Source organism: Ruminococcus sp. 8Y-12 (genome assembly GCF_058119865.1).
Genome location: NZ_CM176623.1, coordinates 2,545,668 through 2,571,163, shown reverse-complemented (window position 1 = coordinate 2,571,163; position 25,496 = coordinate 2,545,668). Strand labels below are relative to the sequence as shown.

Sequence of the window (25,496 nt, the reverse complement as noted above, 5' to 3'; positions counted from 1 at the left end):
ATGATGTGTCAATATACAAATTTAGAAGTGCTATATCTCTCTCCGTCCAGCAAGCTGCTGCGCGGAAAGGACGGCTGCACCGGCAGCCGGGTGGTACTTAAGACCGGAGGCCAGGAACATATGACTCAGGAGGCCACAGCGCGGCTGCGGCGGGAATATCAGATCATGCAGCGGATAGACAGCCCCCATGTGGTAAAGGCTCTTGGCGAAGTCACGCTGGACGGGCGCTGCTATTTGGTGGAGGAATTCTGTCCGGGGATCACGCTGAGCAGGCTGCTGAAACAGGGCGCTCTGGAGATGTCGGATTTCTACCGGATCGCTACACAGCTGGTGATGGCCCTGCGGGACATACACAAGGCAGGCGTCATCCACAAAGATGTGAACCCCTCCAATATCATATATGACGCGGACTCCGGCCGGGTGGTACTGCTGGACTTCGGTATCTCCTCCGTGTTTATGCATGAACAGATATCGAGGATCAGGCTTGAAAATATTGAAGGGACCCTCCGCTACATCGCTCCGGAACAGACTGGACGAATGAACACGGAGCTGGATTACCGTGCAGATTTTTATTCCTTGGGCATAACACTGTATCAGATGCTGACGGGGCGGCATCCATTTGACGCGGAGACCCCCACAGAGCTGGTTTTTTCTCATATTGCGAAGACGCCGCCGGATCTTCGCGTGATTTTACCCAATGTGCCGCCCATGCTTGCCGCCGTCATAGACAAGCTCTTGTCCAAGATGGCGAAAGACCGCTATTTAAGCAGCGAGGGCCTTCTTTATGATCTGACACGGTGCCAGAGGGAAAAGGAATTCGTCCTTGGCGAAAAGGATTTCAGCCGGCGCTTTGAATTCACCCACCGGCTGTATGGGCGGGAAGAAGAAATCTCCCAGTTGAAGAGTGACTTTAAGGAAGTGGCGGCAGGTTCCAGGATTCTTGTCTCCATCAGCGGCTATTCCGGCATTGGAAAGACCTCGCTGGTCAATCAGCTTCAGGAGGAGGCTCTGCGGACCAGCGGCATGTTTTTGCAGGGGAAGTTTGACCAGTATCACGCCAATGTACCCTATTTTGCCTTTTTCGAGGCCATCAAACAATTTTGCAGCATGGTCTTTTTGGAACCAGAGGAGGTCATCCATAAATGGAAGCAGACACTGTCGGAACACTTGGGTGACAATGCGGCTTTGCTGACCGGTAAGGTGGCGGAGCTGGCCCTGCTGACCGGCGATCATCCAACTCCGGAGGACATGGGGCCGCTGGAGGAGCGGACCAGGTTCAAATCGGTGTTGGAAAAGCTCCTGTCCCTGCTGGCTGCGCCGGAGCATCCCCTGACTCTGTTTTTGGACGATGTGCACCGGACGGATATGGGCTCCCTGGAAATGCTGGAAGAGCTGTTCAAAAATGAGGATATCCACGATTTAATGATCGTCATATGCTACCGCGACAACGAAGTAAGCAGCGATCATCCGCTCATCCTCAGCCTGAATAAAATCATACAGCGGGGCGGCCGGGTCACGCAGCTGAATCTGAAAGGGCTGGATCCGGAGAGCACCGAACAAATGCTGGGAGACATATTCAAAACGGAAGCGGGCACGACTTCCGGGCTGGCAGAGATCATCTATAGGAAGACCAAGGGAAATCCATTTTACATCAAGCAGTTTCTGCGCCTGTGCCATTCAAAAGGCTATCTGAAGCTGGATATGGACACAGGAAGCTGGGATTGGGAGGAGGCTGAGATACGGGCCTGCCCCGCCCAAGAGAATGTAGTGGAATTCCTGACAGAAAATTTAAACCAATTTTCGGAAGAGACAATATCCCTGCTGTCCTTTGGCGCCTGCATTGGGCAGAGCTTTTCTGTGGAGGATCTGTCCGCTGTCTGCGGCCTGCCGGAACAGGAAATCAACCGCAGGCTGATCACGGCGGTGGGACAGGAGGCGGTGTATCCCATTGGAAAGGATGGGAAAACCGGCCGGCAAACCATGTATCAGTTTGCCCACGACCGGTTCCAGCAGGTGTTCTATACAGTTTTGTCTGAGAAAGAGCGATCAGATGTCCATTACCGGCTTGGAAAGCGGTATGAGGAATGCTCGCGCGCCGCAGGCGATCTGGACGAACGGGCGTTTGAAATCGCGGACCACTATGCAATGGGGCTTGGGGAGGCGGAGGATCCGGAAGAACGGCGCCGGATTCAGGAGTTCCTGCTGTATACGGCGCACCGATGCGGGCTGGTATCCGCCTTCGACACAGCGGAGCGGTACCTGAACCTCCTGCTCTCCCAGCCGGAGCCTAAGCGCCCGGAAAACCGCCCGTTCCTAACCAAAGTCTACATGGAATATCATGCGGCGCTGTGCAATCTGGTGAAAGAGGAGGAAAGCGACCGGATCTACGGGATGCTCTGTAATCTGGTGACGGAGCCCACCGAGCTGGTAGATAGCTGCCGCCTGCAGATATCCAGCTTCTCCAACCGGGGCCGGTATGAGGACGCCTTTGAGATCGGACTCGCCCTGCTTGGACAACTGGGAGTCACCTTCCCCGGCGAAAATATTAAGCTGACTCTGGAGCGGGAGATCGCATCCTTTTATCGGGAGCGGGAGGCCCTTGGACCGGAAGATATCCTGAATCTCAAAGAAGCCGAAGACCCGATGGAAGCCGGGATCAGCAAATTGCTCTGCCGCCTGTGCGGCCCGACCTTTTTCTTTCATCCCGACTATTCCTACTGGACGGTATTTACGGCTGTGCGGCGCATGTTCCGGCATGGCTATACTCCTCATGCCTTGCAGATGTATTCCAATCTTATGATGCCCCTGGGGGAACTGCGCAGAGATTACCGGACGTCTTACGCGGCCAGCAGGTCGGCGATGCGTCTGGCCGAAAAGCACCAGTACAGGGAGGTGATCCACTCCATCTACTGTATGTTTGCCCTCCATACCGGCCATTGGTTCGAAGATGTGGTCAATGAGATTCCCTATGCAAAGGAGTCCATCAAGGGCAACGCCCAGATGGGAGACTTTGAGTACGCCTGCTACGGCTATTATGGGCTCATGATGGCGGTCCTGGAAAGCGCGGTTCATGTGGAGGAGCTGTGGAACGAGGTACAGGCCGGAGTCAAGTTTGCGGAGAAGACTGGCAGCGACCATGCTTTGGGCAGCTTTTTGAGCTATCAGCAGTTGTGCAGGAGTATCCGCGGGGAGCTCTCCCTCACCGGAAGCTTTGATGGGGACGGATTTTCCGAACAGGCCCATCTTGAGCAGTTTTCCCACAATCTGCAGGCAATCAGCTATTACCATGTCATTCGGGCCCTGTCGGCAGTGATCTACCGGGATTATTCCACGGCCTGCCGGCTGTGCAGGGACGCTGTGCCTCTGCTCCCGTATGTCTCAAGCTTTTACAACGTGGCGCTTCACAATTTCCTGTATTCCCTGTCCATCTGCCAGGTTCTGGAGATTGGGGACTATGAGCCGGAGGCAAAGCCGATACTTCAGCGTACCCTGGAGGATAACCAGGATTGGCTGAAGGAACGCAGCAGCGACGCGTTCTGTAATTACGGCCACCTTTATCTTGTAATCGAGGCGGAGCGGAAAGCAGCAAAGGGCTGTATCGGAGAGGCTCTGCGGCTCTATGAAGAAGCACTGGAAGCCGCGGATAATCATGACCGCAGCCTCCATCACGCCATCCTCAGTGATGTGGCCGCTCTGCGCTATGAGCGGCTGGGAATCAAGTCGGCGGCCAGGCATTACCTGACGGACACCTACCGGCTGTATGGTCATTGGGGGGCGGAGGGTAAGTGCGCCCAGATGCGGCAGGACTACCCGGAGCTGGCGGGCTTATGGAAGAACGATAACCGGCAGGCGCTCCTCTCTGAAGATTCCATCCGCACCACCGCATCGTTGGATATGCGCTCTGTCCTGAAGGCGTCCCAGGCCATTTCGGAGGAATTGGAGCTGGAAGGCATCCTGAAAAAGCTGATCTACAGCCTCCTGGAATGTGCGGGAGCACAGCATATCTATTATTTAAGTCAGACGGATTCCGGCTATGAGATCCAGTCGGAGGGCCATTCCGGGGCCAAGGACGTATGCATCGTATTAAAGCGGCCGGCAAAGGACCGGGATATTCCGTTGAGCATCGTATCGTATGTGGAGAGAACACTGGAGGCCGTAATCCTGGAAGACGGAGAGAACTCCAGAGTCTATGGAAAGGACATCCATATCAAAGAGAACCACTGCAAATCGGTCCTGTGCATGCCCATCCTCAGTAAAGGGGAGCTAAAGGGCATCCTCTACTTGGAAAACAACCTGGCCGCAGGCGTCTTTGACCAGCGAAGAAAAGAAAACCTCATGCCCATCGCGGCACAGCTGGCAATTTCTCTCGAAAACGCCTATTTATATGAGCATCTGCGCTTCCTAGTAGACGAGCGGACGAAGGCACTGCAGGAGGAGATCAAGGTGCGCAAGCGGGCGGAAGAAAAGTTGGCGCATATGGCAAACTACGATGCGCTCACCGGACTTCCCAACCGCAGACTGTTTCATAAAATCCTCTCCCGGCTGCTCCTGGAGGCAGAAGCCAGCGGGCAGCTGCTTGCAGTCCTCTACATGGATTTGGATGGATTCAAAGAGGTCAACGATACCTATGGCCACGAAAAGGGCGACCTGGTATTGGAGGAGACGGCCAGACGGCTGATCCGTGCCGTGCGCGGCAGCGATATCGTGTCCCGTATGGGGGGCGACGAGTTCGTTCTGCTGCTGGGCCGAATCATAGTGGACGAAGAGATCCGGGACGTCTGCGAACGGATTCTCTCTGAGATCAGGCAGCCTTTCCGGCTCTCAGAGGACCTGTTTGTTGAAATGACTGCAAGTATTGGAGTCAGCGTCTATCCCAGAGATGGTCAGGACGAAAAGGAACTTCTCTCCCGCGCCGACCAAGCCATGTACAGGATCAAAAAAAGTGACAAAAACTATTACACGTTTACAAAGCCTCTTTCTGAAGCGAAGGAGAAGCCTTAAAAGAAAATACCATACCCAGCAGCGGCCGGCGTGAGCAAGACCATTGTTGGTCATGGAAAGGATGAGATCGATGGAAAAAACAATGACGGCCTGGGAGACGTTTCAGGCTTTTTGCAGCGCCTGGTTCGAGCGGAGAAACGCAGAGGAGGTCTATGGCTTTTTAGGCGATGAGTTCTGTTTTGTGGGCACCGGGGAGGACGAATTTGCCCACAGCCCCCAGGAGATGAGAGAATACCTGGTCCGGGACATCCGGGAGCTCCCCGAACCCTTCACGGTGGAGCTTACGCTCTTTCAGGAGCAGGAGATCGCCGCAGACATCCGCAACCTGTCCGTGGGAATGGTCCTCAAGAACACCCAGTACCGCTGGCGGCTGCGGGGATTCTTTACTCTGGTCCGGCGGCAAACGTCCTGGCGGCTGCGCACCCTGTGGTTTTCCGAGCCCAGCAGCAGCCAACGGGGCGAAGAGCACTATCCCAAAACCCTGGTGATGGAAAACATGGCCAGGCAGCGGCAGGAGCTGCTGAATGACTCCCTGCCCGGAGGCATGATGGGCGGATATATTGAAGAGGGTTTCCCCTTTTATTTCGTCAACAATCGGATGCTGGAGCATCTGGGCTATGCCAACGAGGCGGATTTTGTGGCCGACATCAGGGGGCTGGTCACCAACTGCATGCACCCGGACGACCGGGCCATGGTGGATGCCGAGGTGGACAGCCAGATGGCCGAGGGCGGCCAATATGTGGTGGAATACCGTATGAAGAAGCAAGACGGCTCCTACATCTGGGTCCATGACATGGGGCGCAGGATCACGGCGGAAGACGGCAAGCCCGCCATTATTTCGGTGTGCATTGACATCACCGCGCAGAAAATGGCCCAGGCAGAGGTCATGCACCTGTACAACAACGTCCCCGGTGCGGTGTTCCGCTGCCGGTATGACGAAGGTTTTTCCGTTGTAAGCGCCAACGACGGCCTTTACAAGTTCCTGGGCTATACCAGGCAGGAGTTCGCCGCTCTGGGAAACCGGATGTCCAAGGTGGTCCACCCGGAGGATCAGGGTTCTGTACAGGCTAAGCTTGAGCTGGATCAGGATCGCGACGGTACAGTTCAGGACGAGCACCGGCTGGTCTGCAGGGACGGAAGCGTTAGATGGGTGTCTCTGAAGGCCCAACGGCTCACAGAGGACGACGGTAATCAATATTTCTATGGCGTCTTTGTGGACATTACAGAGGAAAAGCAGGTTCAGGCGCGGGTCAGGGAACTATACGAGAAGGAGATGTCCTATTTTGCCCAGGCCGCCTCGGCGGAGGGGAGTAATCAGGGTCGGCTCAACATTACGCAGGACTATGTAGAGAGCTACCAGTCCACCGCAGGTCTGGCACTCTTCCGGCGGGGGGATTCCTATGGGTCTGCCGTGGAACGTCTGGCCGAATCCGCTGTGGACCCCGAATATGGCCATCACATTCGCACCGTGCTTGACCGGACATGCGTATTAAACGATTTTTCCAATGGAAAAGCCGATTACCGCTTTGAATTTCTGCGTAAAAGGAGGAACGGCGGCGCATTTGTATGCAGCACCAGCTTTCGCCTGCACACCAACCCGGAAAGCGGCGACGTCATCGCCTTTTTCTATACCCTTGATGTGACCGGGCAGAGAATGCTGGAACGGATGCTGGAGCGGGTTTCCAGCCTGGATTACGACGTCATTACGGAGATCGATCTGGCGAGCGGCGCCTATCGTCTGGTGGTCCGCGGCAACGAGTGGAGCCCTGCCGTCCCTCTGGAGGGGGATTTCCAGGAGGAAATTCGCCGTGTGGCGGCCCGTTGTATGGATGAGGCGGAGCAGCGGGAGTTTTTGGAGAAGCTGGATCCTGAGTACATGCGGCGGGAGCTTGCCCGGCAAAACTCCTACACCTTCGTGCTGGAGCTGCGGCAGGACGGCGAAAAACGGGTCAAACGATTCCAGGTTTTCTACATCGGCGAGGAGCTGGGACGGGTGTGCATGACCCGGGCCGATGTGACGACCATCGTCCGGCAGGAACAACAGCAAAAGGAGGCCCTGGCTGCCGCCCTTGCCGCGGCAGAGCAGGCCAACGCCGCGAAAACGGACTTTCTCTCCCGCATGAGCCATGAGATCCGCACTCCCATGAACGCTATCATCGGCATGAGCGCCATCGCGGCCCAGGCCGTGGGAGACGACGAGCGGGTGGCCGAGTGCATCTCAAAGATCGGCATCTCCTCCCGGTTCCTGCTCTCCCTCATCAACGATATCCTGGACATGAGCCGGATCGAAAGCGGAAAAATGCTGCTCAAAAACGAAAAGATCCCCACAGAGGACTTTATAAACGGTCTCAATACTATTTGTTACAGCCAAGCCGCGGCAAAGGGCGTGGAATACGAGTGTATCGTGGATCCCACCCTGGACGATTTTTATGTCGGGGACGCCATGAAGCTGCAGCAGGTGCTGCTCAACATCTTGTCCAACGCGATTAAATTCACTGGCGAGGGCGGCAAGGTCACCTTCTCTGCAGCACTGCACAGGAAGAGCAAGAACGGCGCCACGCTGCGCTTTATCGTCAACGATACCGGCGTGGGCATCAGTGACGGCTTCCTCCTTCACCTGTTTGAGCCGTTCTCCCAGGAATCCATCGGTACCACCGCCCAGTACGGCGGCACCGGTCTTGGCCTGTCCATCTCAAAAAACATCATTGATATAATGGGCGGCAAAATCACGGTGCGCTCCATCAAAGGCATTGGGTCTGAGTTCACGGTGGATGTGCAGTTGGGCATCACGGAGGAGGAGCTGCTCCGTCACAACAGGAAAAAGGCGCTCCCCAATTTTTCCGCTCTGAAAACTCTGGTGGTGGACGACGACGTGGCGGTATGTGAAAGCGCCGTGGCCACGCTCAAGGAAATGGGGATCACCGCCGAATGGGTGGACAGCGGACGCAAGGCCATCGAACGGGTACAATCGATGTGGGACACAGGAAAGCATTACGACATGATCCTCATCGACTGGAAGATGCCGGATATCGATGGAATCGAGACCGCCCGGCGCATCCGCGCTATCGTGGGGCCGGATGTCACCATCATTATTATGACGGCCTACGACTGGGCTTCCATCGAGCACGAGGCCACGCTGGCGGGCGTCAATCTGCTGATGAGCAAGCCTATGTTCAAGTCCTCTCTGATCTCCGCCTTCTCCAAGGCGCTGGGTGAAAAAGAGGAAATCAGTGCAGGGAATAAGCCCGCAGTCTATGATTTTACCGGGCGCCGGATTCTTCTGGTTGAGGATAACGCCATCAACACCGAGGTGGCGGTGGCCCTGCTTGTGAGCAAGGGCTTTGCCGTGGACACAGCGGAAAACGGGCTGCGGGCAATCGAGCTGTTCAGCAAAACCGAGGCTGGCTTTTATGACGCCATTTTGATGGACATCCGGATGCCGCAGATGGATGGGCTGACGGCAGCCAATAATATCCGCCACATGAGCAACGCCGACGCCAAAACCATCCCCATCATCGCCATGACCGCAAATGCGTTTGACGATGACATGGAAAAGAGTAAAGCGGCCGGCATGAACGCGCATTTGGCCAAACCCATTGAACCGGAGCGGCTGTATCAGGTTCTCTACGATTTTATTTTGGGCCGGGAGGAGGAATAGAAAATGGCAAATCTAAGAGAAGTCTTTCAGAAATACGGTGGGGACTATGAAACCACAATGGCCCGATTTATGGGCAACGAACAGATGTATTTGAGGATACTCTCCATGCTGCCACGGGATGAGAATCTACATAAACTGGGCCAGGCATTACAGGCCGGCGACTACCCCGCTGCTTTTGACGCGGCCCACACATTAAAGGGTATGGCCGGCAACCTCGGTCTTACGCCGCTTTATCAGGCGGTTTGCGCCATCGTAGAGCCTCTGCGCGCCGGGAAAAAGCTGGATTACTCTCCCCTTTATCTATCTGTTCAGGAGGAATATGAACAGGCCGCAGCTTTGTTGGAGCTGCTGAAATAAATGCAGGAAAGAAGTCTGAACAGAGCGTGGATTTGCCGCTTCTGCTAAGGAGGGTTGATGAAAATAGTGATAACCAATGAGATTAAGGATGTTCTGGACTGTATTCCCAGCGGCATGTGTGTTTATCGTGTGGAACAGGGGTGGCTTTATCCGCTGTATCATAACCCCGCCTTTTATAGAGTGCTTGGGTATAACAATACGCATATTACGCAGGTCAAGGAGCAGGTAGCCTTTATCGGCATCCATGAGGATGATCGCGCTACGCTGCTGGAAAAGCTGAACGACCTGCTGAACGGCGGGGAGATGGTGCGGCATACCTGCCGGATCTTCCACGACGGGCTGGGAGAATACCGGTGGATCCAAATAGAGGGTTCCCGGAGGGCACAGCCTGATGGGAACGAGTTCCTGTACGTGGCATACAGTGACGTGACCGAACAGCGCCGATTGGAGCAATACTTTCAAAACACCCTGAAAAACCTCCCCGGCGGCGTGGCGGTGGTTCGCTATGAAACGGATGGGTGCATCATCCCTGAGTATATATCGGAAGGACTTGCGGCGACCACGGAGATGCCGCTGGAAGAAACGTGGAAGCTGTATCGTGAAGATGCCCTGACAGGGGTCCATCCGGAGGACCTGGAGCGTGTCCGGACGGAGCTGGGGAGGTACCTTACCAGCGGGAAAAGCCACTGGGAGATCGAATACCGGCTTTTGAAAGGCTCAGGGGACTATGTATGGGTCAAGAATACGCTCTCCCTCATCGAACATGAGGGCGGAGCGCGGAAAATTTATTCCGTCTTCAACGATATGACAAAGGAGCGGGAGGAGCGCGCCCGTGTCCGGCAGCAGTATAACGACCTCCTTTTACAGCATCATGAAAAGGCAGACCCCAACGTACTGGTAATGGGCCACTGCAATATCACCCGGAATCAAATCATACAGATCAGCGGTATGGCCGGCGCCGGGCTTTTAGAGGCTTTCGGTTCTGACCGGGAGAAATTTTTCATAGGTCTTTCTTCCTTGATTACAGACGATACTGAGCGTCAGGAATTTCTAAACACTTATCTGCGCTCTCCCGCGCTGGCCGCTTTTGCACGGGGAGAGACTAAGCGGGTAAAGAGCTTTTTTGTGCAACTTCTCAATGAGGATATCGGCCGCTATGTTACAATAGAAATGAATTTATTATCTGCGCCTGACAGCGGCGACACCATTGGGGTTCTGACGATCACCGATATCACAGAACAGGTCGTTGCCGAAAAAATTGCCCGTCAGCTGTCTGTCAAGGGATATGAATTTGTAGCAGAGGTAAATCTGAAGCATGACACATATCAGGTACTGTCCCAAAATGAAGATGCCTTTTGGGTTCCACCGCCTCAGGGCGTCCACTCGGCCTGGGTGGAACATATGCTGGAGTCGAGGGTCGTACCCAAGGACCGGGAGCAGTACAGGGATGCGCTGAACGGCCGGCGTATGCTGGCGCGTTTGCAGGATACGCAATCCTATACGTTTGCTTTTTCAATCACAGATGACGCCGGAGGTATTCGGACCAAGAATATGACGGTCTTCCCCATTGATTTGAGGCTGGGCCGGGTGTGCCTGTCCAGAACGGACATCACCGATTCCATACGGGAGCAACAGCGCCTGCTCCGGGTCATCGCATATACCTGTGAACTGGCCGGCTTTATAGATACCGCCACAGGGAGCATTGTCATGTATACCAGACAGATGGTGCTGGAAAATCTCCCCCCACACACCGCCCGGGACTATCTTGCGGCATTGGATAACCTGGTAGGCTACTACGAATCAGCAGCGGAGCGTGAGGAAGTCAGACAGCTATTTCATCTGGAGACTTTGCTCCGCAACTTGAAACAAAAGCCGGGCGGATATGATTTTGTGCTTCCTTATCAAACAGCGGACAGCCTGCGGTACAAGCAGGTCAATGTCTTATGGGGTGACCAGCACCATAAGACGGTCTGCCTGGTACGGGTCGATGTAACTGATATGCTTGCCACAGAGCGGACGGCGAAGGTGGAGTTAGAGCGGGCGCTGGAGCTGTCCCGGGAGGCCAGCCGTGCGAAAAGTGACTTCTTATCGGCCATGAGTCATGATATCCGCACTCCTATGAATGCTATCATGGGAATGACTACGCTGGCGAAGGCCAACATTGGAAACCCCGGCCGAATCCGGGACTGTCTGCAAAAAATAGCCTCTGCCTCCAATCATCTTCTAAACCTGATCAACGATGTTTTGGATATGAACCGGATTGAGAGATCACGGATAAAATTGAACCAGGAGCAGCTCTATCTGCCGGACTTGATCAAGCAGGTCGGAGAGATTATTATGCCCCAGGCGGAGCAGGCGGACTTGCAATACGATATACAAATCGGCGTGATTCCTAATCCCTATTTTTATGGAGACGCTTTGCGCATCAGTCAGATTCTGATCAATCTTTTGGGTAATGCGGTCAAATTTACACCCCGGGGAGGGAGTGTGCATTTAGAGGTGAACGAACTCCCCCCGGCGGAGACGCCCCGGTGGATCCGCTACCAATTTACGATCAGCGATACAGGGATCGGAATGGGTGAAGATACTCTGGCGCATCTCTTCGAGCCCTTTGTACGCGGCAGCGCGGTATCCCGTGTGGAGGGTTCCGGACTGGGTCTGAGCATCGTCAAGGGGTTGGTAGAGCTGATGGAGGGCAAAATATGCGTTCGAAGCAAGCCGGGTGAGGGCACTTCCTTTCAGATAGAATTAAAGGTTAAGGCGGCTTCCGCCGATGTTGGTCAGACTGAATGCGGTCAGTCGCTATTGGCTCCTGTGAACGCAACCCTCTTTTCGGGGCGACGATTCCTTGTGGCCGAGGACAATGGAATCAACGCCGAGATTATTAGCGAGATCCTGCGGATGTATGGGGCCAAGACCGAGGTCCGGGGCAATGGCGCATTGACTGTGCAGGCTTTCCTCTCAGCTGCCCCTGGAACTTTTGACGCCATTCTGATGGATATTCAGATGCCGGAAATGGACGGTTATGAGGCCACTCAGATCATCCGGTCAAACAAAAGGCCCGACGCCAAAACCATTCCTATTATCGCCATGACCGCAAATGCCTTTGAGGAGGATGTTGAGGCCGCACTGGAGGCAGGAATGGATGCCCATATTGCAAAGCCTGTGGATATTGGTATCCTCTGTTCAACGCTGGGCAAGTTGATGGGTACGGAAACGCCGACTCTGAAAACAGAGCGCAATGAGTGTTAATCTGACTTGCTGCGGCCTTCGGGTAGATATAGACGCTGGAAGAGGTTCTCGTTGAGTTAACTAAGAAGTAATACTCTATTTTGAAGATTGCTGGTGGACGGGTTTACCATGCACTTACAGAACGGCGCTTTTTGGATGGAACGCGCCATGTTGTCAGACAGCCGCTATGCTCTTATCAAGCTGGCGGATTTTCACGGAATAGAACCCTCTTTTCAATAAAGCTATCGAAAAGAGGGTTCTATTTTTCATTTCTTTCAGCAGCTCCAACAAAGCTGCTAATATTTTTAAACCGGTACTAAACGGATAAATGAAATCGCTGCGCTTTACCAGATGGAAATTCTTTGATCAGACGGCACATACATCCCATCCCCCGGCTGGATGTCATACGTGTCATAAAATGCCTGGAACTGCTTGAGCACCTCGTTGACACGCAGCTTTTTGGGTGCATGTTCATCGCTGGCCGCCATCATAGCGGTATTGTTCCGGTCGGTTACCAACAGCCAGCTTTTTGCAAAGGCCCGGAAAAAGGCATCGTAATCCGGGTTTTTCGTGCCGGAGAGAACTTCCAGCGCACAGGCCACGCCGCCGATGTCGGCTATATTTTCACTGAGGGTCATCTTCCCGCTGACTATGATGCCGGGCGCCGCCTCGGCGCCATCATAAAAGTCCTGGGCTTTTTGACACAGCTCCCGGAAGCGGGCATAGTCCTTTTCGCTCCACCAGTCCCGCACCACGCCGTCCGCGTCGTACTGAGCGCCCTGGTCATCAAACGTATGGGTGATTTCATGGGCGATAATAGCACCGATTCCGCCCAAATTTTCCTCCAGGGAGACATTCGGATCGTAGAAGGGCGGCTGGAGGATGCCGGCCGGAAACACCAGAGTATTGGACTGGCGATTGGCCGCGGCGTTCACCATAAAGGCCGGGAGACCAAAGGAGTCCCCGCCGGCACTTTGATTCGCCACGCTCTGGAGCAGCCTCTCCCGTTCGATGGCCGCCATATTCTCAAAGTAGCTGCCGCCATCCTCAGGCGCCTTGATCTCTGCGCTGTTTACGGGCCACTCGTCCGGATAGCCAATGTGTACGGTAAGGGTATCCAGCTTGCGCAGCGCCTCCTGCTTGGTGGCTTCTTCCATCCAGTCCAGAGCGGTAATACGCTTCTTAAAAGCTTGAATCAGCTTGTCAACCAGCTCCTCCACCCCGGCTTTGGCTTCGGGTGGAAAATATCGCTGTACATAGAGCTGACCCACTTCATTGGAGAGATAGCTGGATACCTCGTCTAAAGCATCGTCCTTTGTCGTCTCTCCAGTCAGCAGAGACTGTGTGCCGGACAGTAGATTCAGCTTCATCTGCGCCTTTATGCGGGGGAGCTCTTCCTCCGTCATATGGGCCGCCAGGATTTTAAGCCCCTTGATATCATAGGTCTGAAGGTTCATGGAGGGATCAAAGCCAAGCGCAGTCAGAAGCGCTTTGGGGCCCAAGTCCGGCATCAGGTCATCCAGTTCGTCCATCGTGAGAATATTGTTGTAGTTCTTAAGATCGGCGGCTTCTTCGGAAGTCATGCCGTTTTTGAGCTGATCCAGCTCCAGTGCGATGATAGCGTCCGCCAGCTGATTGGCCGCCGCCTCAGTTTCCCCCACTTCTACTAAGTTTTGAATCAGGCCTGCGCGGTACTCCTTGTGCGCTTTGCTTTCCGTATTCTCATAGTCCTCTACGGTCATGGCCATGAACCCGCTGGTGAGGTTCAGTACCTTTTTATCCGCGTCCGTCAGGTCGGCCGACAACGAAAAGGGCAGCAGGCCATTTCCGCTCAGTCCAAGCTTTTCGATCAGCGCCAGCTGCACATCCCGCAGCTCGGGCAGACTTCCGGCCCTGTCGATCTCTTCAAACCAGGATTGCAGGGGCTCTATACCGCCTGGGCGGGGCGCCAGGATGCTGCGGTAGAAATCACGGACTTTCTGCTCGTTGCTGCCGGGAGCATAATCCGCGCCGCTCTCCACGATTTCCCGGATCAAACCGCGCACCTTCTCATTTGTTTTTTCAGCCACAGTGCTGGAGCCGCCCGCCTCGGTCTCTCCCTGGGAGATGGAGGTGTTTTCCAAATCGGTCTTATTGACATTTGCGTAGAAGTCATCCTTCAGATTGGCTCCAAACAAATTCCAAATTCTGCGTACCACAGTCTCCGTCTCGGAGAGGGTGATCCTGTCCGCCATATCTTCGGAAGTTCCCTGATTTCCTTCTTCACCGCCGGCGATGCCATAGCCATCCGCAGCCTCAAATCCTTCTCCCTCAGGAAGCATTATGTTATCATCGGCCTTCTGGTCTTCTGCTCGTTGCCCAGCCCCGTCTTCAGCCGCCCCTTCCGGCATCATTAGATCACCGTAGGCGCTGCCCTCAGTCTGAGATGGTATGCCGGTCAGATCGCTGCCTGTCAGCACACCGCCCCTGTTCAGGTTTTCCAGGTCGGATTTGGCCCAGCCGGGCACACCGCTCAAATCAGCCGCTTCGGGTGACAGTCGGGCATTATTTCCCTTGGGTTCCGGCAGGTCGCCAAAAGCCCGGCTCACCATCACAAGGGCCTGCACCCGGGTCGCCTGGGCGCCCTCGCCGCCCTCCAGACCGTCCAGTAAAGCGGCCCGGTTAATCTTGTTGTAGTCATCCGCGGCGCCCACCAGATAGTCCGCAATCTGTCCCAGATTGGCGGGAGTATCGGTTTTGGCACCGACTTGCGCAGGCGGGGAGGACTCATCTTCTTTCTTGGATGTACAGGCAGTCAGCATGGTTAATAGAGCGAGGCACAGGGCCGCCGCCCGTAAGAAATGTCTATTCTTCATCGGCTCTCTAATCCTTTCCTATTTGGTATGATTTCATTATAACAAATACTGTGTTAGAAGAAGTTTAGATTTCCGGCCAGAGGGCTTTTTATATCATAGTGAATTCCGAAGGACTTTCCTATGATATAAAAATAATCCGCCATTTTTCAGGCGGATTATTTTCCCTATATATTCAGTATGACAGTAGTGCCCACACCTTCCGTACTCTCCAGTACAATGTTTCCGCCCAGACGTTCCACGATATTTTTCACAACAGAGAGCCCCAGGCCGGAACCCGGAATCTCCTGGGAGCGGGAGCGGTCAGCCCTGTAAAAGGGTTCGAAAGCATGGCTGGTATTTTCTTTGGACATTCCAATCCCGGTATCGGTCACCTGGATCCGGGCTCCGCTCTCCCGTTGGGAAACGGTAACCTCCACTCTCCCTCCGGACCGAGTGTATTTGACCGCGTTTTCTATCAGATTGAACAGGGCCCTGTATATCAGCATAGGATCGCCACGCACCGGCAGGCAGTCACCAGAAAGGGTACACAAAACTCCGCCTGCCTCCGCCCTGAGCTTAAGCTCAGAAAATATCAAGTCCAGCAGCGGGCGTATGGCGACATCCTCTGTGGTATCGCCGCCGTCGCCCCATGCGAGGGTCATAAGCGCGTCCACAGTACCGGCCAGCCGGTCTATGCTGGCCTTGGCCGCGGCGGTAAACTCTTGATAATCCTCTCGATCCGGCTCAGCGTCCATCTCCAGTACCTGAAGAGAGGTCTTGAGCACTGCGAGGGGTGTTTTCAATTCATGGGCAGCGTTAGCAGCAAAGTTCTTCTGTATTTCGAAAGAGTTCTCCAGCCGGGCCAGCATTCCATTGAAGGACTCCGTCAGCTCCCGGACCTCTCCGTTGGCCTGCGGCAGTTCCACGCGCTGATGGAGCTGCTCTTGATCAATGGCACGGATGGAACCGGTCAGGCCGGTGAGGGGGCGCAGCAGATGCCCGGTGAGCCAGTAGGTCAGCGTCACGGACAGTAAGACCGCCGCCAACATGACAACGACGCTCTGCATGGAAAACTGCCGGGTGGCGATGGCGTAGGGCGAGGCCCGGCCTGGTACGATTACCTCACCTTCCGGCACATCTTCTATCTGGGTTTCGCCGTCCAGCACACCGTAATATCCCCGGGCTGAATAGATGGAGTTGGCGGTAAGCAGAATGCAGGCTAAGGTGAGTACCAGACCCACCAACAGCGTAATTTGGATGCGCAGGGACCATTTTTTCATTTCTGTCCCTCCCCATCGGCCATCCGGTAGCCCTGACCCCTCACCGTAAGGATCAGGCCGTCGGTTCCGCAGGCCGCTTCCAGTTTTTTGCGCAAAGAAGATATTTGAAACCGGAAAGCATTAGAGAAGATATTTCGCTCGCTGTCCCACACATGTTCGATCAGCTCTTCCGGAGATATCACCTTCCCTTGATGTGTCATCAGATATTCCAAAATGGTGTATTCCTTCTTAGTTAGTTCAACGGGAATCTCTTCCCAATAGACTCGCCTGGCAGCCGTGTCCATCCGGAGGCAGCCGCAAGTCAGATTAACGTCCCGTATCCGAAGCTCCTGCCGCAGCAAAGCGCGGATGCGGGCTTCCAGCTCGGCAAAGTCGAAGGGCTTGGTCAGATAGTCGTTGCTTCCCCCGTCCAGTCCTGCAATCTTGTCCGGAACAGAACTCCGTGCGGAGAGGATCAGAATGCGCAGACCGGCATCCTGCTCCCGTATCCGGCGCAGTACCTCCAGCCCGTCCAGTTTAGGCAGGTTCAGATCTAAAATCATCAGGTCGTATTCATTTAAGCCGTAAAGCTCCAGTGCCTCCTCACCGTCATAAGCGCAGTCCACCGCATAACCGCGTTTTCTCAGCCCCTTGGTCATGGCCGCAGATAAAAGAACTTCATCCTCTACTAGTAGCAGCTTCATTCCTGCCTCCTTACGTTTCATCGTTTTTATAGCAAACAATGCCTGTTTTTTACATTTATAGGGGTCATTATACCATATCATGTGTTAGATAAAGATTAGATAAGCGTTGAAAGCAACAATTCTTTTTATTTTGTCGATCGTTTGGCATAAACGATTGATCCGCCCTTGATTTCGAAGCGCTCTTTCGCCTATGCATAAAAATTCAACTCGCTATTTAGGCCCGTTATCTCGAAAAATTTCTCAGAAGTCTATCTGCTTTGATTTCTCTGCCAGCTATTTCCGCCTTATGGATTTGCACACGATTTCCTTTTGATATAATATCAACACGATATGGTTGATCGCAATCGTATTTTGATATGTAATAAATTGAGAAATTATTGCTGTTTTCAGTACTGACAATTCTCCAATTATGAAAACCATTAGAAACCTGCCAAGTCTTGATATCATTTTCTATTGCTTCCATTTTTATAGCACTGGATACCAAATATTTTTCAAACTCCTTTTGGGTGGTTTTATTTGAATATTCTATCATTATAACCTCCACAACTGTGATCCATCGGGTGAACTCTGCCATATTCCGAATCATCTCGCTACAATATTTTAACAGAGAAAGGTGTACAGATTTTCCTCTGTCATGCACGCCAGTTCATGGACGGCCATTCTACCAGGCGAAGCATCATACACCGTTTTTATATACATATCCGTCCGTTGTCTTAACTATGTCTCCATCCTTCATGAGTTCTTGGAAGTCCTCGGGGGACGCTTCATGCAGCTCACAAAAATCTTCCATACTATAATAAAACTGGTTTGTATGTATCAGAAAATCACGATCCTTTTCTGTCAGTCCCTCCATATCTTCATATTGTGCTTCACAGATATTTTTTAAAGCGATTTCATCACCGATATTTCCAAAGACCAACCGAATCATTCTTTTATTTACATCCATATCTACTCACGCTTTCTATTTTCGTTGTATTCATGTACAGGCTAATATCTATATTTGCCTAAGATGCAGCATGGTCTGAAATGATATAAAATCTGTTTATCTTTTGGACTGCCTCATATTCTTTCCTGAACATTTACAGACCGACAAAAGAACTTTTCAACTTTGTTTTCTATCTGCATCCTCGGCGCAAAATAACAAATCAGAAATACAGTAAAGGATTTCCCGCTCACTGCGTTATCACTTATCTTCCATATAAGTGCATATTTTATAATGTAACTGCTGAATGCTCTTTATGTGATCATCCACGATCTAGGTGATATCCATACTTGCGGCCATTGGCTTCATACACTTAATACAATTAATCTGGCACAGCAGAGCGTCTGACAGCATTTCCGGCTCTTTTTCAGTGAACCAATTCTGATTGTTTTCATTTATCACTGATATCTCCTTTTCAATCCCCTTCCCCCACTATCTGAGGGAAGGAACGTCTTCAACTATTAACTGATATTTTATGCACACTGATCCAGATAATTCTGATAACACTTTGGGCATGTTGTGTACTGTGGGGGGAACTTCCAGCATCCTCCGTACTGCCGCATACCGCAAGGCATCTGACTCTTTTGATAACTTTCTTGTTTCAACTTCATTGCCGCAGACAACGCAGTAGCTGTCAACCGCTACCCATTGTCCGATTTCACTGCAATAGTAGACGCTTCCCTGTTCACAGGCCATCCGCAAGTTTTTCCTTCCATGAAAAAGACCGGGCTGACCTTATCCCATAGATCATCCATCCCCTCCTCGTAATATCTAGCCTCGCATAAATGCACTGTATCAGTATTGATATCCCAATTATTTTATCCATCATATTCCTTATGCGCTCTTGCGCGGCTCCTGCTGCATTTCCTTCATCAGCAGCCGCAGGCGGAAAGCAAATCTTGTATTTCTTTTAGCCGTATTATTGTTATGTATTGCCTGAGCTGTTGCTGCTTTACTGCCTACAATAATAACTTCTTTGATCGCACGGGTGATGCCTGTGTACAGAATATTCCTACGTAGCATACGCTTAAAACAGCCGAGCATCGGTATAATGACAATAGGATAGTCGCTGCCTTGGGCCTTGTGAATAGACGTGGCATAAGCATGCGTCAATGGCTAATAATCTTCGTCGTTATATTCGACAACGCGATTGTCTCTAAAATCCACACGGACGGTCATATCGTTATTCTCACCGCCCCTGTAGATATTAAGGACCTCGCCTATGTCACCGTTCGCAACCTCATCATTGTTTTTTGTCTGCATAACCTTGTCCCCTTCACGAAAAAGTGTCTTCCCATTTCTCGTTTCCTGCAGTCCCCTCCGCTTCGGGTTGACAACCTCTCTCAGCACCTCATTTAAGGCATCAGACCCAGCTGCCGTATCCTTCCGCAATGGGGAAAGGACCTGGACTGCATCCGCATCGTTTCCAAGCATCCGCCACCGCTCTTCATAAATTCTCTTTATGACTCTGGCTGCATCTTCCGGACTTTTAGCCGGATAATATCGGAAAGTATGGTCATATACTAAATCTGTCCGATTATCATTGACCTTACGTGCATTATTAATGATAGTACCATCCTCTTCTTGCCGAAAACATTCTGTCAGGACAGTTACCGGGATTACTCCTGATTCTATCATTTCTCTGAAAACATTTCCTGGTCCTGCGCTTTCAAGCTGATTCTTGTCACCAAGCAGGACTACTCTTGTCCCCAATTTAATGCTGCCAAAAAAGATATTGGCAAGGAACATGTCAATCATGCTGCACTCATCTGCAATGACCAAGTCATCTGGCAGCTGTTCCGGCATATTCCACGCTTCCTCGCCTTCCTGTCCGGTCATCCCAACTGCCTTTTGAATCGTCACGGCAGGATAGCCGGTACTTTCATACATCCTTCTTCTTGCCCTCCCAGTCGGAGCACATAAGAGTATCATGGCCTCCTTATCCAATATCTCCTGTATGCGGATAATGAAACGAATGATCGTGGTTTTCCCGCACCCCGATCCGCCCGTGATAATGGAAAACGGATGAGCGAACACCATACAGATAGCCTCTTTCTGCCGTTTATTCAAAATAATTCTTTCTTCTTTTTGAACACGGTCCAGCAGATGAACTACCTTAACGTGCATCTTTTGCTGCAAGAGAAGTCTGGCGATCACTGCCGCCGCCCCCATCTCAGCATCGAAGCTTCGCTTAGTATAAATACCACCTGCATTTCCTACTAACTGGTGGTCCTTATTTATCATCTCATTCCCAGCATCCTTGATGGCACGTGCTGTGACCTCTTCTGTATCTAAGCCATGATTTAACAGCCTGCTGGCGTTGACTACGATTTCTTCACTGGTTAAATATAGATGGCCATCTTCTTGTGCTTTTTGAAGCACATGTGCGATTGCCGCTTTTATCCGTAACGGAGTATCCAGTCTGAAGCCTTTACTTTTGACAGCAATAGGATCCACGCTGATGAAGCCGAAACCTTTTATCTCACATAAACGGAACGGATCTTCCTTCACGATACTGAGGGCAGCATTCCCGAAATGTTCGTGAATCTTTGCCAGTCTTTTAGGTGTCACACCCATAGGCCCCAAATAGACCATTGATAGTATGAAACCTCATATTGCAGGCCAAACTTTTTGTTGTTTTTCCATTCTCCATCTATTTCTAATTCCAGTCCCTCACCCATAGGAATCTCAATTCCTACTACAGTAAAGCTTCCCCTGATACCTTTGTTTTGACGTTCTACTTGCGGAGGCAGTTCATCTGTCGTCGCATAATAAGCTACCGTGTACCCGTTCCCCGCATTATAATATATCCTGCTGATTGGCTTACAATGTATCATCTGCGCTTTCCCTTTCCCCAAGACATCCACAAGTATTTCCCACTCATATTTGTCCGGATACCATCTTTATTAAGTTCCTCTTCAATGACCCGTATCCTCCGCCGGGGAAAAGAGCACAAAAATCCAACTCTTCGGAATCTGTTGTCTTCCCGAACCGTACAGATGCCTTCAGGAGTTATGGAAAGCGCATATATTCTTTCGGTTTCCAGTTTTTTTATCAGCCCCAGGATGCGTTCCCTTCCTTCCATTTGATACCATGAAAGGGCTGCATAAGATTCCTCATCCAAACTGCTGTTATCCCAATGGCATTAAGTTAAGAAAATCTCACATCACAGAAAATGTGGTGTGAGATTTTTTTGAGAATAAGCATTGACAAATGAGCAAAAAAATGCAGCCGCTTTAGCTACTGAATATTTTTGAAGTAGCTAAAGCGGCCCTTGTAATTAGAAAACATTTTTTTACAAGGAGGATACCGCATGAATAAGACTTCACTGGAACTAAAAAATTTGATTATGGACATTATTAATAAGCAAAAGCAGGATTTAACAGGCCTTGTTTCTAATCCCAAAACAGAATTTTCCAGAAACACAAAAATACCATATGAGAAAATGATTCTTTCGTTATTGACAATGAAAGGAGCATCTTTATCAAATGAACTTTTACGGCAGTTTGGCTATGGCTTAAATACAGCAACATCATCGGCTTTTGTTCAGCAATGTAAGAAATTACTCCCTAAAGCATTTGCGTTGCTTTTCCGTGATTTTATTGCAGCAACTTATAGCAATGATACTTATAAAGGATATAAACTCTTAGCTGTTGATGGTTCAGATATTCAAATCCCAACCAATCTACATGCTAAAGACTCTCTTTTTCAAACAGCAGAAGGTATAAAACCTTATAACCTGCTGCATTTGAATGCTTTATATAATCTGAAATCTCACACTTATGAGGATGCAGTCATTTTCAAACACAAAGAAGCTGGTGAAAATAAAGCACTAATGGAAATGGTTGACAGATCCACTTTGCGGGGAAATGTAATTGTGATTGCAGATCGAGGATATGAGGCATACAACAACATGGCTCATATCCAGGAAAAAGTATGGTTTTATCTAATACGAGTGAAAGATTTTAACCGGTATTCATCTGGTATTCTGCATGGCCTGGAGTTGCCGGATAGTACGTTTTCCAATATCAGAGGATTCTTACGAAGTTGTAGTAACTAATCTGGATACTGATGAATTTCCTGCGGATAGTCTGAAACAACTGTATGGTATGCGATGGGGAATTGAAACTTCATTTAGAGATTTGAAATATACAGTAGGATTACTTCATTTTCACTCAAAGAAGATGGAATACATACTTCAAGAAATTGTAGTCATTGAAAAGAAAGGCAGAAAATATGAATGTAAAGTCAATTCTACTGTCGCAGTACATATATGCCGTGAATTTCTACCTGGTATAAATATTCCACCTGATATTGAATCACTTATTGCAAGATATATAACGCCCATTCGGCCGGGACGTTCGAGACCTCGTGAAATGAAAGTCAAACAAGCAATAAGTTTCATGTATAGAATAGCATAGATTTTTGAATGGATACATCATTTTTTTGACAAGGGAAGGCTCTTGTCCATTTGTGGCGTCCTTAAATCCACAAAAACAATTGATTAGCATAAATCAAAGGAAAAAGAAAAGAGAAGTTAATATCACGAACAATATTAACTTCTCTTTAAATCTCTTAACTTAATGCCATTGGCCTGCATAAATACTGGATTTCTCAGCCCTGTCAAGAACGTTTTCAAAAATCTAGTTGCTTCCCATCTGTTTTGCGAACTTTCCTCTTTTTGTGTTCTGGTCGCATATCCCCGGAACTATGTATTTTACTGGCTTTTCTGTGATTTTTGACTGCTCTAAGCCAGCGGCTTTTCAACCGTATCCCCCAAATTTTATTTTGGGGGAAAATTCATTTTGCTTTCTAAAATTTCCGAATTCTGATTTTTCAAATTTGGGGGATAGCCATTCTCCATTTGGGGGAATTTGGGGGTAAGGTTCTTCCCCCAAATTTACTCAGCAATGGCTCAAAGCTGTGATTTTTACCTTTTTTACATCAAGTCCGGCATATGCCTCCCGTTCCTGCGTTTTCGCCGAACCGAACTTCTGAAGCTCCTCCTCCATTTTCTTATCCAATACATGAGTGTAAATATTCAGAGTGATACTGATACTGGAATGCCCTAACAATGCCTGTACTACTTTTGGCTCCATCTTATTCTCAAAGCAACGGGTGGCAAAGGTGTGTCTTAATGTATGTGGATGAAAGTCCCTGACAACATTTGGTTCCCTCTTTTCCTGCACTGCTGCCACTGCCTCTTTTTCTCTCATCCGCTTGACCGCTTTCTTAATTTCCTTTTGCACGATATATCTACTGCACGGACTTCCCATTCCCGTAGTGAACACTAAATCGTCAAATTCATCTCCGCTCCGCCACCTTGCCCCCAACTCTTTTTTCAGCTTGATTTGCTTTTCTCTCTGTGACTCTAATATTTCTTCCATTTCACCAAGGAAAGGAACCTGTCTGATTGAATTTACTGTCTTAGGACTTACCAAAATTTCTCTTTTCACCCCATTACAGTAGCTACAGCTTAATGACCGATTGATACAGATGACTTTCTTCTCAAAATCAATATCCGACCATTTTAGCCCTCCAAGTTCTCCCACTCGCACTCCGGTTAAGCACATGAAATAAAACATTTCTTTATACCAACTATCCTCCACCTCGTCAAGCAGTGCGTTCTGTTCTTCCTGCGTCAGTGCTATCTCCTCCTTTGATTTCTTATATGTCCAGGGAACTTCCACAATCAAGCACGGATTTGTGGGAATCAACTGACTGCCCACTGCAAACTCCATACATTCCCGAAGCCTGCCTAACGCCTCTCGCATTGCACTGTTAGACATTCCATCTTTTTCCATTGCATTGATTGCCTGCTGTACGTCCATCGGTCTTATATTCTTGATTTTCATTGTACCAATGTAAAATCCAAATGTCCTTTTAAAATTATTTCTCATGGGACTGATACTTGTTTCTTTTACTTTATGCGCTTTCACATCGGTGAACCATTCTTCAAACCATTCATTTAAGGTCATCTGTGTCCTTTTGTAATCAAGGTTGTTCCTCGCCTGCTGTTTCGCCTGTTCAAATTCTTCTTTCAGTTGATTCAGGTCGGAATTATATAAACAGATTTTCACCCCGTTTACCATTGCCCGTGCCTCGTATGTTCCTTTATTTTCCCTTATTCCTCTGGGTAATTTTACCTTTGCCATAATGCCGTCCTCCTTGAAATTGAAATATTTGCTGGCTTCCCCATGAAAATAACATTTTTCATTTAACAAAACAAAGGTACAAAATCAAAATTTGTACCCTTGACATTTCTCTAATTTTTTATCTGGGCAAGAAGCCATTTATCAAGCAGTGTCTTATGCGCATAATTCCGGTTGCCAATTCGGACAACAAATATTTTTTCATTGTCTTTCATTATTTCCCTTGTCTTTGTCTTTCCTATATTTAAGTATGCCGCTGTTTCCTCCACATTCAATAAAATTTTACTATCTTCCATTTATATATCTCCTTGCCTGCTACCGCTACTGATTGTTGTATTTCTTCCTTATATAATAGTCATACCCTTGTCTGACATTACAGAACATACAGGTTTCCTTCAATTTCTGATTTTTATCTTTTCTCTGGATGAAATGCTCTGTGGATTCAAAAAACGGCTTTGCACATACCGGGCAAAGACACATCAAAATTGGCTTATCTAATTTTCTCATCCCTGTGCTGGAACATAATGCTTTCTCAACTTTTAACATCTGCTGCCTGTCCAATACTCCCACATAAGCATCCAAACGCTTTTTATCAATGGTTCTCAACTGCTCCAACAACACTACGGAATCTTTTTCTAATCCTACAATCCCTTTTAGCGGTACATGGGTAGACATCTTATGCTTTGGCCTACTTGTAATCGCAGCGACAACAATCGTTGGGCTATGTTTATTCCCTCTGTTATTCTGAATCACTAATACTGGACGGTATCCTCCCTGCTCACTTCCCACAACAGGATTTAAATTCGCACGATAAATATCTCCACGCCTGATTTCTCTTTCTTCCATAATAAAAATATCCTCCATAATCTTTACTTCCTGAATCCAGTCTGTTTTTTTCTTTTATGGCAAAAATACAAATTTACAAAATACACCTTGTCTGCCGAAAAATAAAATACCTCTCCATTTCAGGTATGTATCAGCCGAACACAAACGCATAGCTTTTTGATTATTCCTCAGAATATTTTCATGCTCCGTGTCCAGCTGCCATTTTTAGCCTTATAAGCCTATTTGTCCTCGACGCCCCAGCTTTCATATCTACCGCTTTCACGGCAAACATAGGGAAGTCACCAAACGACTGGCTGCTGGCCAGTTCCACGGGATTCGCACCCCTCCGGGGATCGCCCGGAGCCGCCCTCATTTGTTGCGACGCTTCTAACGCTCGACTTGTGACTGGACGGGAGTATCATTGTCCCTGCTGCCTGTTATCGCCCTATCAGTAGCAAACTGGTAGTTATAGCCCGGTATTTCCCGCTCCTTA

18 protein-coding genes are annotated in these 25,496 nt (G+C 50.0%); 6 read left to right on the top strand and 12 right to left on the bottom strand.

Features of this window, described 5'->3' with window-relative positions:
* The 4 genes from AC0THY_RS09520 to AC0THY_RS09505 all read left to right on the top strand — a co-directional run bounded on the left by AC0THY_RS09520 (position 1) and on the right by AC0THY_RS09505 (position 12,268).
* Positions 1-5,001, top strand: a complete 5,001-nt coding sequence (locus tag AC0THY_RS09520; protein ID WP_489990384.1) for an ATP-binding protein — start codon at positions 1-3, stop codon at positions 4,999-5,001.
* A gap of 70 nt (positions 5,002-5,071) precedes the next feature.
* Positions 5,072-8,659, top strand: coding sequence for a response regulator (locus AC0THY_RS09515; RefSeq protein WP_489990383.1), 3,588 nt, complete (start codon positions 5,072-5,074; stop codon positions 8,657-8,659).
* Positions 8,660-8,662: 3 nt separating this feature from the next.
* On the top strand, positions 8,663-9,016 hold the full coding sequence (locus AC0THY_RS09510) for an Hpt domain-containing protein (protein ID WP_489990382.1): 354 nt from the start codon (positions 8,663-8,665) through the stop codon (positions 9,014-9,016).
* 57 nt (positions 9,017-9,073) lie between these two features.
* Positions 9,074-12,268 (top strand): ATP-binding protein, encoded by a 3,195-nt coding sequence (locus AC0THY_RS09505; RefSeq protein WP_489990381.1) that lies wholly within the window; start codon positions 9,074-9,076, stop codon positions 12,266-12,268.
* Positions 12,269-12,591: 323 nt separating this feature from the next.
* Here the strand turns inward: AC0THY_RS09505 and AC0THY_RS09500 are convergent, their stop codons facing one another.
* The 9 genes from AC0THY_RS09500 to AC0THY_RS09460 all read right to left on the bottom strand — a co-directional run bounded on the left by AC0THY_RS09500 (position 12,592) and on the right by AC0THY_RS09460 (position 20,863).
* Positions 12,592-15,102, bottom strand: a complete 2,511-nt coding sequence (locus AC0THY_RS09500) for a M13-type metalloendopeptidase (protein WP_489990380.1) — start codon at positions 15,100-15,102, stop codon at positions 12,592-12,594.
* 164 nt (positions 15,103-15,266) lie between these two features.
* On the bottom strand, positions 15,267-16,361 hold the full coding sequence (locus AC0THY_RS09495) for a sensor histidine kinase (protein ID WP_489990379.1): 1,095 nt from the start codon (positions 16,359-16,361) through the stop codon (positions 15,267-15,269).
* Positions 16,358-17,044, bottom strand: coding sequence for a response regulator transcription factor (locus tag AC0THY_RS09490; RefSeq protein WP_489990378.1), 687 nt, complete (start codon positions 17,042-17,044; stop codon positions 16,358-16,360). Before AC0THY_RS09490 ends, AC0THY_RS09495 begins: the two co-directional genes overlap by 4 nt.
* A gap of 223 nt (positions 17,045-17,267) precedes the next feature.
* Positions 17,268-17,576, bottom strand: a complete 309-nt coding sequence (locus AC0THY_RS09485; protein WP_489990377.1) for a hypothetical protein — start codon at positions 17,574-17,576, stop codon at positions 17,268-17,270.
* Between the two features lie 144 nt (positions 17,577-17,720).
* Positions 17,721-17,990: a hypothetical protein gene (locus AC0THY_RS09480; RefSeq protein WP_489990376.1), complete on the bottom strand. Its 270-nt coding sequence runs from the start codon at positions 17,988-17,990 to the stop codon at positions 17,721-17,723.
* A gap of 309 nt (positions 17,991-18,299) precedes the next feature.
* A complete protein-coding gene (locus AC0THY_RS09475) occupies positions 18,300-18,428 on the bottom strand; it encodes a hypothetical protein (RefSeq protein ID WP_489990375.1) in 129 nt (42 codons plus the stop codon).
* A 432-nt stretch (positions 18,429-18,860) separates the two neighbouring features.
* Positions 18,861-19,139 (bottom strand): ATP-binding domain-containing protein, encoded by a 279-nt coding sequence (locus AC0THY_RS09470; RefSeq protein ID WP_489990374.1) that lies wholly within the window; start codon positions 19,137-19,139, stop codon positions 18,861-18,863.
* A 3-nt stretch (positions 19,140-19,142) separates the two neighbouring features.
* On the bottom strand, positions 19,143-20,597 hold the full coding sequence (locus AC0THY_RS09465; protein WP_489990373.1) for an AAA family ATPase: 1,455 nt from the start codon (positions 20,595-20,597) through the stop codon (positions 19,143-19,145).
* Positions 20,594-20,863: a YrrC family ATP-dependent DNA helicase gene (locus AC0THY_RS09460; protein ID WP_489990372.1), complete on the bottom strand. Its 270-nt coding sequence runs from the start codon at positions 20,861-20,863 to the stop codon at positions 20,594-20,596. Before AC0THY_RS09460 ends, AC0THY_RS09465 begins: the two co-directional genes overlap by 4 nt.
* A gap of 476 nt (positions 20,864-21,339) precedes the next feature.
* On the opposite strand from AC0THY_RS09460, the gene AC0THY_RS09455 reads away from it, so the two are divergent.
* A complete protein-coding gene (locus tag AC0THY_RS09455) occupies positions 21,340-22,086 on the top strand; it encodes a transposase (protein ID WP_489990371.1) in 747 nt (248 codons plus the stop codon).
* On the top strand, positions 22,019-22,447 hold the full coding sequence (locus AC0THY_RS09450) for a transposase (protein WP_489990370.1): 429 nt from the start codon (positions 22,019-22,021) through the stop codon (positions 22,445-22,447). The genes AC0THY_RS09455 and AC0THY_RS09450 overlap by 68 nt, the downstream gene beginning before the upstream one ends.
* Before the next feature lie 483 nt (positions 22,448-22,930).
* On the opposite strand, the gene AC0THY_RS09445 is transcribed toward AC0THY_RS09450, so the two are convergent.
* The 3 genes from AC0THY_RS09445 to AC0THY_RS09435 all read right to left on the bottom strand — a co-directional run bounded on the left by AC0THY_RS09445 (position 22,931) and on the right by AC0THY_RS09435 (position 25,042).
* Positions 22,931-24,181, bottom strand: a complete 1,251-nt coding sequence (locus AC0THY_RS09445; protein ID WP_489990369.1) for a tyrosine-type recombinase/integrase — start codon at positions 24,179-24,181, stop codon at positions 22,931-22,933.
* Positions 24,182-24,291: 110 nt separating this feature from the next.
* Positions 24,292-24,474, bottom strand: coding sequence for a MerR family transcriptional regulator (locus tag AC0THY_RS09440; protein ID WP_159750662.1), 183 nt, complete (start codon positions 24,472-24,474; stop codon positions 24,292-24,294).
* A 25-nt stretch (positions 24,475-24,499) separates the two neighbouring features.
* Entirely contained in the window at positions 24,500-25,042 is a 543-nt protein-coding gene (locus AC0THY_RS09435) for a type II toxin-antitoxin system PemK/MazF family toxin (protein ID WP_489990368.1), read from the bottom strand.
* Between the last annotated feature and the right edge of the window lie 454 nt (positions 25,043-25,496).